Origin of the sequence: Streptococcus sp. 79, from assembly GCF_013277425.1 — a bacterium.
In the GTDB taxonomy this organism is placed as follows: domain Bacteria; phylum Bacillota; class Bacilli; order Lactobacillales; family Streptococcaceae; genus Streptococcus; species Streptococcus pseudopneumoniae.
Genome location: NZ_VMMW01000037.1, coordinates 1870 through 16063 on the forward strand (window position 1 = coordinate 1870; position 14194 = coordinate 16063).

Here is a 14194-nt window from a genome sequence, read left to right on the forward strand (position 1 = left end):
TTGAGCAGCCTGCGGCTAGTTTGCTCTTTGATTTTCATTGAGTATAAAAAGCAAGGAATTCGAGCAATCTCATTATGGTAGTGACATGGGGGTCTAACTTCTCATATTTATACATTTCTCCAATCAGTTAGTTGATTACAACCGAGATTTTCTATACTCTCCTTATAAGATTTTCGCATAAGATGAGACAGCACACGCTGAAGACGTCTATGTTATTTAGATTTAATGCAATCTTTTCAAAGAGTTTTGATAATCTATATTTCTTATTTAGTTTAGTTGATTTCATATCACTATACTATAATGCTTATCCAAATGATGACACTATCAAAACACCCTATTATTGGATGCTTACGAAACAGATTTTTATACTCTTCAAACCACGTCAGCTTGTCCTTAGTGTGTATACGTTACTGACTTGGTCAGTTCCTCAACCTCAAAACTATGTTTCGAGGAGCCTTCCGCTAACTTCCCAGTCTGATTTTCATTGAATATTAACGATACTTTATCACATAAAGAGGCTGGATGAAAAGTCTTCACAATCAAAAAACGCATCCTATCAAGTTGAGTCCTGATAGGATGCGTTTTTATATTATTGAAATTTTGTTACAGACCGATAAGAGTTCTATCATAATCAATAAATAAAGTGATGGGAAATAAGAATTGCACACCCTGGTTTTGGAATTCAAATCAATTTATAAGAATGTTTTAGAAGCAATATTATCTTATTCCAGATTCAGTTCACTATACAATTGAGTTCTCAAGCAACCTGTTTACATAATGTGTGCATAATTAGGTTCGTGATTCCACTCTTTTTATCTCTAAAAAACCTCGCTTTCGCGAGGCTCTTCTATTTATAAGATAAGGCACGTTTAAATGTTTTCCAAATCCCTAAATCATCTGTTTGAAGGACTAGGCTGGCATACATGCGTCCGATAAATCCTGTTGCTACCACCGCAAAAATCACTGTAATAGCAAGTGAAATCCATGCTTCTACTCCCCCTGCATAGCCATTAATAGTTCTAAATGGCATAAAGAAGGTCGAAATAAAGGGAATATAAGAACCAATCTTCAAGATGAGATTGTCACCAGCTGCACCTAGAGCTGTCACTCCAAAAAAACCACCCATAATCAAAATCATCAAAGGCGACAAGGCTTTTCCTGAGTCCTCAGGACGAGAAACCATAGAACCTAGAAAGGCAGCCAAGACGACGTACATAAAGAGACTGACCAAAATAAAGAACAAGGTATTCAGTGAGAAAGCATCTCCCAAGTGATCCAAAATACCAGACTGAGCCAAGAATGGCAAATCTTTAAAGAGTAGAATAGCTGCCAGACCACCTACCACATAAATCCCGATATGCGTTAAAATCACCAGAAACAGAGCCATCATCCGCGCATAGAAATAGTGACTAGCCCTTATGCTAGAAAAGACGACTTCCATAATTTTGGTGCCTTTTTCACTGGCAACTTCCTGAGCTGTTACACCCGCATAGGTAATCAGAATCATATAAAGAAAGAATCCTAAGGCGCCTGCTGCAATTGTTTGAATAAACTTTTTATTTTCCTTGGCTTCATCAATCTTTTCTGTGAATTGAACTGTCTGCGCTAAGCGTTTTTCCTGCTCTTGAGATAAGGAGGCCGTTGAACGATTAAGCTGATTTTGCAGTTCATTGAGTGTACCTGTAACCTCAAATTTAATTCCATTTTCAAGCGATGTTTCGCCATGATAAACTGCCTTTAGAACACTATCTTCTTGATCAATAGTCAGATAGCCTTTTAATTTTTCATCTTTAATTGCTTCTTTGGCACTTGCTTCGTCTTTATAGTCAAAGTTAACACCATTTACATTCTTCAGTCCTTCTGCTACAGATGGCACTGTTGTCACCACTGCCACTTTATCATTTTTAGCCATTGAAGAGCCTTGGAGATAGCCAATTCCTCCAGAGAGACCGATAAACAAGAATGGTGAAATCACCATAAAGAAGAAACTCCACGATTTGACATGTCGAAGATAGATTTCCTTGATTACAACCCACATATTTCTCATACTTCCACCCCTGATTCTAGTTTAAAGATTTCATCGATTGTTGGCGCTTGCTGGTCAAAGGTTGCGATATATTGCCCCTGAGTCAAGATTGGGAAGAGTTCTCTTCCAGCACTCTCATCATCTAGGATTAATTTCCAACTGCCTTGCTTGGTCAAGCTCACCTGTTTGACATGAGGAAGATTTTCCAATTCTTCCTTGCTTCGTTCACTTGAAACAAAGAGACGCGTTTTCCCGTATTGATTGCGGACATCCTGGACCGGCCCATGCAAGACCACACGGCCATCTCGAATCATGAGAATATCGTCACAAAGCTCCTCGACGTTGGTCATGACATGGTCGGAAAAGATAATGGTTGCTCCACGCTCTTTTTCCTGAAAAATGACTTGCTTGAGCAATTCTGTATTGACTGGGTCCAAGCCACTGAAAGGCTCATCCAAGATAATCAAGTCTGGTTCATGAATCAGAGTAATGATGAGCTGAATCTTTTGCTGATTTCCTTTTGACAGACTCTTGATTTTATCAGTTAGCTTCCCTTTCACTTCCAGCCTCTTCATCCATTGAGGGAGTTTTTCCTTGACCTCCTTGGCATCCATACCTTTTAGAGTCGCCAAGTAGCGAACTTGTTCAAGGACTGTCAATTTAGGCATGAGACTGCGTTCTTCAGGCAGATAACCAATCCGAGCATAGGTCTCCTGACGAATATCCTGACCATCCAGACTGATTTCTCCTTGGTATTCTAAAAACTTCAAAATACTGTGGAAAATCGTTGTCTTCCCAGCACCATTTTTTCCGACTAGCCCCAAAATACGACCTGGTCGCGCTTGAAAGTCAATACCAAACAAAACTTGCTTGGATCCAAAACTTTTCTCTAGACTTCTTACTTCTAGCATCTTTCACCTCCGAAATTTCTTTCACTCATTATACTCTTTTTTGATAGCCTTTACAATGATTTCTGTCCATTTTTAGAAGACTAATGCTATGTAAAATATGGCATGGAGCGTTTTTAGTGATAAATCCATTATACAGTAGCAAACTTAATTTATCCACTCTGCTCCTCAACTGTCTATTTTTGATCCTGAATTGTTATTTGAGTAAGTTCTTTTTCCTCATAAAGTTTTCTTCCTCTAAAACTTCTGGAAAAAAGCGAATAATTTCTTGACAACATTTTTTATAAGAAACAAGTTCATCTGTCATTTCAAGAAGGAGTAATCCTTTATCTACTAATGGACAACGGAATTCAACCGCCTGTCCGATATGTTTTCTAAGGAACATATCTACTATGCACATCCCTATGCCTCTTGGAAAAGGGGAACTAATGAGAATCACAACATGCTCATTCGTAGATGGTTACCTAAGGGAACTAAGAAAACGACTCCCAAAGAAATCGCATTCATCGAAAAATGGATGAACAACTATCCTAAAAAATTCTTGAACTACAAGTCGCTCAGAGAAGACTTCTTGATGGCTAACTTGAACTTGAAATTTAGCAATAATTCATTCACCATCTAACTATATTTAGTAATTATTTCAGAACTGATTCATATTAAAATTAACTAACGATTCAAAGGATTCATACTAGACATAAATTACATCCATCAGATAGAGACCCTTATTATTTTTAGATTTTAGCTTTTCTAGCTTCAGAATACATCTAAACTTTAGAGAAGATAACTATTCGAAAGCTCGAATGCCTCAAAATTATCTCAGATAAGCTATTCGAAACTCAGGATGCTTTTAAATTTATGGAATTGCGGTTATTCGAAACCTAGAATGCATATAACCTTTAGTTGACAGACCTGTTCTAAGTCTCGAAAGCCTGTATTCCCATCTATTCCTCATCAAAAACACTCATTCCCCCTTTCTCCTCCAAAATATGGTATAGTAGAATTATACTATCTATGAGGAGTTTACATGTCACAGGATAAACAAATGAAAGCTATTTCTCCCCTTTTGCAGCAAGTTATCAATATCTCATCGATTGTCGGTGGGGTTGGGAGTTTGATTTTCTGTATTTGGGCTTATCAGGCTGGGGTTTTACAGTCCAAGGAAACCCTCTCTGCTTTTATCCAGCAGGCAGGTATCTGGGGTCCACCCCTCTTTATCTTTTTACAGATTTTACAAACGGTCGTCCCTATCATTCCTGGGGCCTTGACCTCCGTCGCAGGGGTCTTTATTTACGGGCACATCATCGGTACTATCTACAACTATATCGGCATTGTCATTGGCTGTGCCATTATCTTTTATCTGGTGCGCCTCTACGGAGCTGCCTTTGTCCAGTCCGTCGTCAGCAAGCGTACCTATGACAAGTATATAGGCTGGTTGGATAAGGGCAATCGTTTTGACCGTTTCTTTATCTTTATGATGATTTGGCCCATTAGTCCAGCTGACTTTCTCTGTATGCTGGCTGCCCTGACCAAGATGAGCTTCAAGCGCTATATGACCATCATCATTCTGACCAAGCCCTTTACCCTCGTGGTTTATACCTACGGTTTGACCTATATTATCGACTTCTTCTGGCAAATGCTTTGACACATAAAAAATCCGTTTGGTTTCCCAAGCGGATTTTTAGAGCGTAGATCGATTATAGCTTGATACTAAATATACTTTGGTATGGAAATCATTCCTATTTTTCAATAGTGAGGTGAGTACTTACCTAGCCTTTCCGCCGTGATAGAAACCCTTGAAATCTAATGGTTTCAGGTGTTCGGAAACTTTGAGACATTAGGCTCAAAGTTTAGGTATGGAATTTCGAAGAAAGTCGCTACCGTCCGTAATCACTTAAGGAAAGGCTCAAAAATATTGTTTTCAACCACAAAATCCGTTTGGGAAACCAAGCGGATTTTGTGCTTTATTTTGAAACTTCTTTTGCAAGTACAAAGTTCCCAAGTGTAGCAGAACCATTTCCTGCGACTGCTGGCGTTACAATGTAATCACGCACATCTGGTACTGGCAGGTAACTGTTGAGAAGAGCTGTAAATTTCTCACGGACACGGTCCAGCATGTGTTGTTGAGCCATGACCCCTCCACCAAAGACAATCACGTCTGGGCGGAAAGTCAGTGTCGCATTAACCGCAGCTTGAGCGATATAGTAGGCTTGAACATCCCAAACAGGGTTGTTGAGTTCAATATTTTCCCCACGAACACCTGTACGAGCTTCCAAACTTGGACCAGCTGCATAGCCTTCCAGACATCCCTTATGGAAAGGACAAACACCCTTAAATTCTTTTTCAATATCCATTGGGTGTCTAGCAACATAATAATGACCCATCTCAGGGTGACCCACACCGCCGATAAACTCACCACGTTGGATAACACCTGCACCGATACCTGTACCGATTGTGTAGTAAACCAAATTTTCGATACGACCACCAGCATTATTACGGGCAACCACTTCACCGTAGGCAGAGCTGTTTACGTCTGTTGTGAAGTACATTGGCACGTTGAGGGCACGACGAAGGGCTCCAAGCAAGTCAACATTTGCCCAGTTTGGTTTTGGAGTCGTTGTGATAAAGCCATAGGTTTTTGAGTTTTTATCAATATCAATCGGACCAAATGAACCAACTGCAAGACCAGCAAGATTATCGAATTTTGAGAAGAACTCGATGGTTTTATCGATTGTTTCGATTGGAGTTGTTGTTGGAAATTGTGTTTTTTCTACAACGTTAAAGTTTTCATCACCGACAGCACAAACAAACTTTGTACCGCCCGCTTCCAAGCTTCCATATAATTTTGTCATGATAAACCTCTTGTTTTTATTTTCTTTATTATAGCATATTTCGAAAGTCTAAATTTCTCTATTTTTTAGATTTTCCTCTGTAAATCTTACCATTCAAGCAAAAACGAACAAACATGTCATTTGTTCGTTTTCACATTAGAGAGGATTGATTAGATTTTCACTTCGATCACAGCATCCCCCTTCGCAACTGAACCTGTTGCGACTGGAGCTACTGCAGCGTAGTCAGCTGTATTTGTAACGATAACCATTGTTGTATCATCAAGACCAGCTGCAGCGATTTTGTTTGAATCAAATGTTCCAAGAACATCTCCTGCTTTCACCTTGTCACCTTGAGCAACTTTTGCTTCAAAACCTTCACCGTTCATTGTTACAGTGTCGATACCAACGTGGATCAAGACTTCAGCACCATCAGTTGTTTTCAAACCAAAAGCGTGTCCTGTTGGAAAGGCAATTGAAACTTCAGCATCAGCTGGTGCATATACCACACCTTGACTTGGTTTCACAGCGATACCTTGTCCCATAGCTCCGCTTGAGAAAACAGGGTCATTAACATCAGCAAGAGCTACAACATCACCAACGATAGGAGTTACAAGTGTTTCATTTTGAAGAGCTGCTGGAATGTTACCAGTTGTTTCTTCTTGGACCAAACGTTCTGTCTCTACTTCAGTAGCAACTTCTTTTTCATCCTCATAACCAAACATATAAGTAAGAGCGAAACCAAGAACGAATGATACAGCTACCATAAGAAGGTATTGGGCAAGTTGTCCGTTACCGATGTAAAGCATTGTACCTGGGATAATTGTGATACCATTACCAGTACCTGCAAGTCCAAGGATAGAAGCCAATCCACCACCGATTGCACCAGCAATCAATGAAAGGAAGAATGGTTTACGGAAGCGCAAGTTCACCCCGAAGATAGCAGGCTCTGTAATACCTAGGAAGGCAGAAAGAGCAGCTGGGAAAGCAAGTGTTTTCAGTTTTGGATTTTTAGTTTTAACACCAACCGCAACAGTCGCAGCACCTTGAGCTGTCATAGCAGCTGTGATGATAGCATTGAATGGGTTAGCATGGTCAGCAGCAAGCAATTGCACTTCAAGCAAGTTGAAGATGTGATGCACACCTGACACGACGATCAATTGGTGAACCCCACCAATCAAGAAACCACCAAGACCAAATGGCATGCTAAGGATCGCTTTTGTAGCGATAAGGATGTAGTTTTCAATGACGTGGAAGACTGGTCCGATGACAAAGAGTCCAAGGATAGACATCACCAAAAGTGTCACGAATGGGGTTACCAAGAGGTCAATCACATCTGGAACAACCTTGCGGACAGCTTTTTCAAATTTAGCTCCGACAACCCCGATGATGAAGGCTGGAAGAACGGAACCTTGTAAACCAACAACAGGGATGAAACCAAAGAAGTTCATAGCTGTTACTTCACCACCTGAAGCGACTGCCCAAGCGTTTGGAAGTGAGCCAGAAACAAGCATCATACCAAGAACGATACCAACGGCAGGATTTCCACCGAATACACGGAAGGTTGACCAAACAACCAAACCTGGTAAGATGATGAAGGCTGTATCTGTCAAGATTTGAGTGTAAGTTGCAAAGTCACCTGGAAGTGGCATTTCAAGAGCGTTGAAAAGACCACGAACACCCATGAAAAGACCTGTCGCTACGATAACTGGGATGATTGGAACGAAAACGTCACCGAAAGTACGGATAGCACGTTGGAACCAATTCCCTTGTTTAGCAGCTTCTGCTTTCATGTCATCTTTAGAGGATGTTGGCAAACCAAGTGCAACAACTTCATCGTACATTTTATTAACTGTACCTGTACCAAAGATGATTTGGTATTGACCTGAGTTAAAGAAAGCACCTTGAACTTTTTCCAAGTTCTCAATCACTTCTTTATTGATTTTTCCTTCATCTTTGACCATGACACGAAGACGAGTCGCACAGTGGGCAACACTGTTGACATTTTCACGTCCGCCCAAGGCATCGATGACTTTTTTTGCAATTTCCTGATTGTTCATTTGCAAAAATCTCCTTATATAAAATTTTGTTCTTGTTTGAAAGCGATTTTATTCGCCCTTACGACTATTATTTTATCATGTTTTAGAAATATGTCAAGCGTTTTGCAGAAAAAATATTCTATCCACTTAGTGGGCACGATTTAGATTGATTGCTTTTGATTGTTTTATCAGATATTCCTTGAAAAAATAAGTTTAAAATCTTGGTTAAAAGGGTTTTGTTTCATTATCTTTCATATTTTCCTAAAAATTTGATTGATTCCCTGCATTTATTTTGTGACAAACGTTTGACAGTTTTTTCTCTTTTTTTACATAAAAGGCTTGCTTTTTTTTCCGAAAACGGTTACTATTAAAAGTGATAAGATTTTTGGAGGAATGAAAGAATGAAATGGACTACTGAGCGTCGTTACAGACTTTATCAAGACTGGACGCAAGAAGAAATTAAGAATATTAAGGAAAATATGGCACAATCTCCATGGCATACTCATTACCACGTTGAGCCAAAAACAGGACTCCTAAACGACCCAAATGGCTTTTCTTACTTTGATGGAAAGTGGATTGTTTTTTATCAGAACTTTCCTTTTGGTGCAGCCCACGGTTTGAAATCTTGGGTGCAATTGGAAAGCGAGGACTTGGTTCATTTCACAGAAACTGGAGTCAAAGTTTTGCCTGATACTCCATTAGATAGCCACGGCGCCTACTCTGGTTCTGCTATGCAATTTGGTGATCAGTTATTCCTATTCTATACAGGAAATGTCCGCGATGAAAACTGGATCCGTCACCCGTACCAAATCGGTGCTTTGATGGACAAGGATGGCAAGATTACGAAGATCGACAAGATCTTGATCGACCAGCCAGCAGACTCTACTGACCACTTCCGTGATCCGCAAATTTTTAACTTCAAGGGACAATACTATGCTATCGTCGGTGGACAGGACTTGGAGAAAAAAGGCTTCGTCCGTCTCTACAAGGCTGTAGACAACGACTATACAAACTGGCAAGCCGTTGGCAACCTTGACTTTGCTAACGACCGTACTGCCTACATGATGGAATGTCCAAATCTGGTCTTTGTAGGGGAACAACCTGTCCTTCTATACTGCCCACAAGGATTGGATAAAAACGTTCTAGACTACGATAATATCTTTCCAAATATGTATAAGATTGGGGCTTCCTTTGACCCTGAAAATGCTAAAATGGTAGATGTATCTCAACTTCAAAACATGGACTATGGTTTCGAAGCCTATGCAACTCAAGCCTTCAACGCTCCTGATGGACGTGCTCTAGCTGTTAGCTGGCTTGGCTTGCCAGATGTTTCTTACCCTTCTGACCGTTTTGACCACCAAGGAACCTTCTCTTTGGTCAAGGAACTCACTATCAAAGACGGCAAACTCTACCAATACCCAGTCGCAGCTATCAAGGACCTTCGTGCTTCTGAAGAAGCCTTCTCAAACCGTTCCAAAACCAAGAACACTTACGAACTTGAACTCAACTTGGAAGCTAATAGCCAGAGCGAGATTGTCTTACTTGCTGATCAAGAAGGCAAGGGACTTTCCATCAACTTTGACCTTGTAAATGGTCAAGTGACAGTGGATCGTAGCCAGGCTGGAGAACAGTATGCCCAAGAATTTGGAACTACTCGTTCTTGCCCTATCGACAATCAAGCTACTACTGCTACGATTTTCATCGATAACTCTGTCTTTGAAATTTTCATCAATAAAGGAGAAAAAGTATTTTCTGGTCGTGTCTTCCCACATGAGGACCAAAATGGGATCCTCATCAAATCTGGAAACCCAACTGGAACTTACTATGAATTAGATTATGGTCGCAAAACTAACTGATGTCGCCAAACTTGCAGGCGTCAGCCCTACTACCGTTTCTCGGGTTATCAACAAAAAAGGTTATCTCTCTGAAAAAACCATTCAAAAGGTCAATGAAGCCATGCGAGAATTGGGCTATAAACCCAACAACCTAGCTCGCAGTCTACAAGGAAAGTCAGCCAAGTTAATCGGTTTGATTTTCCCCAATATTTCCAATGTTTTCTATGCAGAATTGATTGATAAGCTGGAACACCAACTCTTCAAAAATGGGTACAAGACCATCATCTGCAACAGTAAGCACGATTCTGAAAAAGAACGTGAGTACATCGAAATGTTGGAAGCCAATCAGGTGGACGGCATCATTTCTGGTAGTCACAACTTGGGAATCGAAGACTACAATCGTGTGACAGCACCGATTATTTCCTTTGACCGAAACCTGTCTCCAGACATTCCTGTCGTTTCCTCTGACAACTACGCTGGTGGAGTTCTTGCTGCCCAGACCTTGGTCAAGACAGGCGCCCAATCTATCATCATGATTACAGGGAATGACAATTCTAATTCGCCAACTGGACTACGCCACGCTGGTTTTGCATCTGTACTCCCAAAAGCTCCTATTATCAATGTTTCCAGTGACTTTTCTCCCGTCAGAAAAGAAATGGAAATCAAGAATATCTTGACCCGGCAAAAGCCAGATGCCATTTTTGCTTCGGATGATTTGACAGCTATTCTGGTCATTAAAATTGCCCAAGAATTGGGCATTTCTGTCCCAGAAGAGCTCAAGGTCATCGGCTATGATGGGACCTACTTTATCGAAAATTACTACCCTCAACTGGCTACTATCAAGCAACCCTTGGAAGAGATTGCCTGCCTCACTGTTGATCTTCTCTTGCAAAAGATCGAAGGCAAGGAAGTCGCAACAACAGGTTACTTCTTACCAGTTACTCTATTACCAGGAAAAAGTATTTAATACTCTTCGAAAATCTCTTCAAACCACGTCAGCTTCCATCTGCAACCTCAAAACAGTGTTTTGAGCAACCTGCGGCTAGCTTCCTAATTTGCTCTTTGATTTTCATTGAGTATAAGCACAAGAAAACTCAGACCAATTCGTCTGAGTTTTTATGATCTTAAATTTTCGAGATAGCGCTGGGCAGTCTCTAAGTTAAAGGTTTTATCTGCGATGAGGCGCTCGACCAGGGGAGCTACCTCGGATTCACTAGCACCTGCCAAAAGCGCTAGAGATTTTGCTTGAAGTTTCATGTGCCCCTGCTGAATCCCTGTACTCACCAAGGCTTTGAGGGCCGCAAAGTTTTGAGCAAGCCCGATAGACACGATAAGCTGGGCTAATTCTTTAGCAGAAGGATTTCCCAGTAGTTCATGACTGAGGGCTACACGAGGGTTGAGACCGATAGAGCCACCCTTGGTCGCCACAGGCATGGGCAGGGTCATCTCACCGACCAATTCTTCTCTTTCAAGGTCCAGCGTCCATTGACTAAGACCTTGGTAATGTCCATTTCGACTGGCAAAGGCATGAGCCCCGGCTTCGATGGCACGCCAGTCATTACCAGTGGCAATCAAAATGGCATCAATACCATTAAAAATCCCTTTATTGTGGGTAGTAGCTCGATAAGGATCAGCTTGTGCAAATTGACTAGCCAAAGCTATTTTCTCCGCAATCTCTCGCCCTTGATCCTTTTGGCGACTCAAGTAACGAAAGGCGATACGACAGCTTGCAGTCACTAGAGAATCGGTCGCGTAGTTGGACAGGATTCCCATGAGACTTTGTCCCTGACTGAGTTCTTCTAAGACTGGTTTCAATGCTTCCAACATGGTGTTGAGCATATTGGCTCCCATGGCTTCCTGGGTATCGACATGAAGATAAACGACTAGAAAGTCTGTTTCGCTTTTGATCTGCTCTACATGCAAATCACGCGCTCCACCACCGCGTTTAACGATGGAAGGATAGGCTTGATTGGCAAATTCCAAGAGTTCTGCTTTCTTGCTGGCAATTTTCTCTTGCGCTTGTTCAGGATTAGCAACTTGATAAAGGGCTACCTGCCCAATCATCTGACGCTCATGAACCTGAGCAGTAAAACCACCTGCTCGCTTGATGATTTTACTGGCATAGCTGGCCGCAGCAACCACGGACGGTTCTTCTGTCACATAGGGAACTGTGTATTCCTGACCATTGACGAGGATCTCTGGAACCATCGAATAAGGTAAAGAAAAAGTTCCCACCACATTCTCACTCAGCTGGTCTGCCACAGTCACACTCATCTGTTCATCCTGCTCCAAACTCGCTTGTCTCTCAGGACTAAGGAGCGCCTGAGCTTTTAACAGCTCGAGGCGCTCTTGGTATGATTTTTTAGAAAATCCATTCCAACTTATCTTCATTATTTTTCAACCTTGCTATAACGGCGTTGGTGGTCAACAATTTCAATCAAGGCAAAATCTTGATTTTCATAGCCAGCAAACTGGGCAGAATTTGTCTCATCTAAGTCTACTTCCTCAAAGAAGACTTTTTCATAGTCAACAACAGACAGGGCAGTTCGTTGGTTGAGCTTATTCAAACGGTCTTTATCCAGATAAGCTTCGTATCCTTCAACCAATTCACCACTAAAGAACTCAGCTACAGCCCCGCTTCCATAACTATAAAGGGCGATTTTATCCCCAGCCTTCAAGCTATCTGTATTTTCCAAGAGAGACAAAAGTCCAAGGAAAAGTGAACCTGTGTAGATATTCCCCACTTTTTGACTGTAGAGAATAGACTGGTCAAAGTGCTTTTGCAAGAGGTCCTTTTTCTCTTGAGGCAGGCTCTTATCCATGATTTTTTTCAAGCCTTTGAGTGCTAATTTAGGATAAGGCAAGTGGAAGCAAACCGCCGCAAAATCATCCAAAGTAAGCTGGTAGCGTTTTTGATATTCAAGCCAAGTCGTTTTCAAACTATCCAAGTATTGCTGGGTAGAATAAACACCATTTACATAAGGAGTTGTCGAGTAATTTGGACGCCAGAAATCCATGATGTCACGAGTCTGAGCCACATTGTCATTATTAAAAGCCATCATGCGTGGATTTTGTGTAATCAACATGGCCACACTGCCAGCACCCTGAGTGGGTTCTCCTGGAGTTTCAATACCATACTTGGCAATATCACTGGCAATGACCAAGACCTTGGACTGTGGAGAATTTTCCACATGCAATTTGGCATAATGAAGGGCAGCTGTCGCTCCATAGCAGGCTTCTTTAATTTCGAAACTACGAGCAAAGGGCTGAATACCCAGCAAGCCATGCACAAAGACGGCCGCAGCCTTACTCTGATCAATTCCTGACTCGGTCGCCACAATGACCATGTCAATTTCTGATCTTTCTTGCTCAGTTAAAATAGAGTCACTTGCGCTGGCCGCCAAGGTCACAATGTCCTCAGTTAGGGGCGCAATACTCAATTCCTCGAGTAAGAGGCCTTTACTTAATTTTTCAGGGTCAATTCCCCTCGCTTCTGCTAAGTCTTGTAACTTCAAGACATATTGACTGGTCGCAAAACCAATCTTATCAATACCGATTGTCATATTTACCTCTGTTTTATCATTCATGTAAAAAATCGTTCAGTACTATTTTATCACAAATGGCAGTAAAAGAGAGAAAAAAGACTTGATTCACCAAATCAAGCCTCTTATTGGTCATAATTTTAAAGAATGATTAGTTGCTATAGAGTTCACCGATATAAGTAGCTTTATAAGCCCCATTCTCAGTTATCAGTTCCTGGAGGATTAAATCTCCTGAGTAAGTCCTTCCCATCTCATCTACAAATTCTTGATAAAACTGACTGGTCGGAATTTCTCTGACATCCTTATCAAATGTCTTGTCAAGTGTTTTACTAACCTTTTCGGCAATCAACTGATGCTCTTGCCATCCACTTTGAAATTCTGAGCCTGAACTAGACACCATGACTGGGATAACCAACAAGGTCAGTAGACTTACAGACAATAAGGAAAATAGTGATTTTTTCATGATTTTTCCTCCTTTCTATATATAGAATAGCATACATAGAAAGCCTTGTCACTATATTTATCTCATTTTTCAGAAAATTCTTTTATTTCTGCAAAGTTGTAAAGTCTACGATACTCGATGTGTTTTTATATAATGATACAGTCTGAGAATCACTGTTCCGCTAGCCATTCCAATGGAAATGACCAAAGCCAGCATGACAACCAAGGTCGCACTTGCCAGCGCTTTATTATAGTCCCCTGTCACAAAAAAGGCAGTTGTCCGATAAGAAAGGTATCCCGGAACCAGTGGTGCCAAGATGGCCAAGATAAAGACCACAGCAGGAGTCTTATAAAGAATACTTAAAATCTGGCTGACACATGAACCGATAATGGCCGCAATGAAGGTGGCTACAATGACATTGGTCGGTTCCTTGAGCAAGAGATAAATTAGCCAGACAGCCATGCCCAAAATCCCTCCAGGTAAGAGCATAGAGCGTTGCACATTGAGTACGATTAAAAAAGTGATAATGGCAAGAAGACTTGCTACTGCTTGTAATAAAAAGGTTGTTAGTGTCATA

The 14194-nt window shown here is 41.2% G+C and carries 12 protein-coding genes and 2 pseudogenes; 4 read left to right on the forward strand and 10 right to left on the reverse strand.

Annotated elements, in window-relative coordinates:
* Positions 1–110: 110 nt before the first annotated feature.
* The 4 genes and pseudogenes from HT729_RS12045 to HT729_RS06630 all read right to left on the reverse strand — a co-directional run.
* Positions 111–260: pseudogene (locus HT729_RS12045) on the reverse strand (IS630 family transposase); the annotation flags it as partial.
* A gap of 587 nt (positions 261–847) precedes the next feature.
* On the reverse strand, positions 848–2047 hold the full coding sequence (locus tag HT729_RS06620) for an ABC transporter permease (RefSeq protein ID WP_172931821.1): 1200 nt from the start codon (positions 2045–2047) through the stop codon (positions 848–850).
* Positions 2044–2937, reverse strand: coding sequence for an ABC transporter ATP-binding protein (locus HT729_RS06625; protein WP_172931822.1), 894 nt, complete (start codon positions 2935–2937; stop codon positions 2044–2046). The genes HT729_RS06620 and HT729_RS06625 overlap by 4 nt, the downstream gene beginning before the upstream one ends.
* A 193-nt stretch (positions 2938–3130) precedes the next feature.
* Positions 3131–3334, reverse strand: a complete 204-nt coding sequence (locus HT729_RS06630) for a hypothetical protein (RefSeq protein WP_240164423.1) — start codon at positions 3332–3334, stop codon at positions 3131–3133.
* Here HT729_RS06630 and HT729_RS06635 point away from each other — a divergent pair.
* Positions 3278–3556 (forward strand): annotated as a pseudogene (locus tag HT729_RS06635) (IS30 family transposase); the annotation flags it as partial. The gene HT729_RS06630 and the pseudogene HT729_RS06635 sit on opposite strands and share 57 nt — an antisense overlap.
* A 402-nt stretch (positions 3557–3958) precedes the next feature.
* Positions 3959–4576 carry a TVP38/TMEM64 family protein gene (locus tag HT729_RS06640; protein WP_172931823.1) on the forward strand — a complete coding sequence of 206 codons (618 nt, stop codon included), beginning with the start codon at positions 3959–3961 and terminating at the stop codon, positions 4574–4576.
* A gap of 319 nt (positions 4577–4895) precedes the next feature.
* Here the strand turns inward: HT729_RS06640 and scrK are convergent, their stop codons facing one another.
* Positions 4896–5783: a fructokinase ScrK gene (gene scrK, locus HT729_RS06645; RefSeq protein WP_172931824.1), complete on the reverse strand. Its 888-nt coding sequence runs from the start codon at positions 5781–5783 to the stop codon at positions 4896–4898.
* A 149-nt stretch (positions 5784–5932) separates the two neighbouring features.
* Entirely contained in the window at positions 5933–7819 is a 1887-nt protein-coding gene (locus HT729_RS06650; protein WP_191995018.1) for a sucrose-specific PTS transporter subunit IIBC, read from the reverse strand.
* Between the two features lie 380 nt (positions 7820–8199).
* Here HT729_RS06650 and HT729_RS06655 point away from each other — a divergent pair, with 380 nt between their 5' ends.
* Together HT729_RS06655 and HT729_RS06660 are read left to right on the forward strand one after the other, a co-directional pair.
* Complete coding sequence (locus HT729_RS06655) at positions 8200–9654, forward strand: glycoside hydrolase family 32 protein (RefSeq protein ID WP_172931825.1); 1455 nt, start codon at positions 8200–8202, stop codon at positions 9652–9654.
* A complete protein-coding gene (locus HT729_RS06660) occupies positions 9635–10600 on the forward strand; it encodes a LacI family DNA-binding transcriptional regulator (protein ID WP_172931826.1) in 966 nt (321 codons plus the stop codon). Before HT729_RS06655 ends, HT729_RS06660 begins: the two co-directional genes overlap by 20 nt.
* 149 nt (positions 10601–10749) lie before the next feature.
* Here HT729_RS06660 and HT729_RS06665 read toward each other — a convergent pair whose 3' ends face one another.
* From HT729_RS06665 to HT729_RS06680, 4 genes are all read right to left on the reverse strand, one after another.
* Positions 10750–12024, reverse strand: coding sequence for a hydroxymethylglutaryl-CoA reductase, degradative (locus tag HT729_RS06665; RefSeq protein ID WP_172931827.1), 1275 nt, complete (start codon positions 12022–12024; stop codon positions 10750–10752).
* Complete coding sequence (locus tag HT729_RS06670; RefSeq protein ID WP_172931828.1) at positions 12024–13196, reverse strand: hydroxymethylglutaryl-CoA synthase; 1173 nt, start codon at positions 13194–13196, stop codon at positions 12024–12026. Before HT729_RS06670 ends, HT729_RS06665 begins: the two co-directional genes overlap by 1 nt.
* Before the next feature lie 130 nt (positions 13197–13326).
* On the reverse strand, positions 13327–13575 hold the full coding sequence (locus HT729_RS06675) for a hypothetical protein (RefSeq protein ID WP_172931835.1): 249 nt from the start codon (positions 13573–13575) through the stop codon (positions 13327–13329).
* Positions 13576–13743: 168 nt separating this feature from the next.
* Positions 13744–14193 (reverse strand): threonine/serine exporter family protein, encoded by a 450-nt coding sequence (locus HT729_RS06680; RefSeq protein ID WP_057487161.1) that lies wholly within the window; start codon positions 14191–14193, stop codon positions 13744–13746.
* Between the last annotated feature and the right edge of the window lies 1 nt (position 14194).